Below are 304 nucleotides of genomic sequence, written 5' to 3' on the forward strand. Positions count from 1 at the left end.
ACAATATATGCTAATTGTTGTATCTACCAATTCACATAGGAGACCGCTCCCTTGATCTGATGGCGCCATTCCATCACGCCAAATAGATTCATCTGGTATCCCTCGGTCCGTACAGACCTTGCGAGCGTTAATATTTATTAAAATCAGCTTATCGCCGTCATAGATGAGGCTGTTGAAGTAGTTGCAAGTTTCGACGCTTCGCAACCCCGTCGGATCGGTAAAGTTCACCGGATCGCCGCCTACGTAATTTTACATATTCATGCCATCGGCGTATCCGATCGGGTCGGTTTGCATGAACCGGCCA

The 304-nt window shown here is 47.4% G+C and carries 1 protein-coding gene; it reads right to left on the reverse strand.

Annotation, left to right across the window (positions count from 1 at the left end):
• Nucleotides 1-228 (reverse strand): hypothetical protein (locus A3736_RS17845; RefSeq protein ID WP_233999249.1); only part of this gene is annotated, 228 nt, incomplete at its 3' end.
• Nucleotides 229-304: the final 76 nt, after the last annotated feature.

The organism is Erythrobacter sp. HI0063 (genome assembly GCF_001635685.1).
In the GTDB taxonomy this organism is placed as follows: Bacteria; Pseudomonadota; Alphaproteobacteria; order Sphingomonadales; family Sphingomonadaceae; genus Qipengyuania.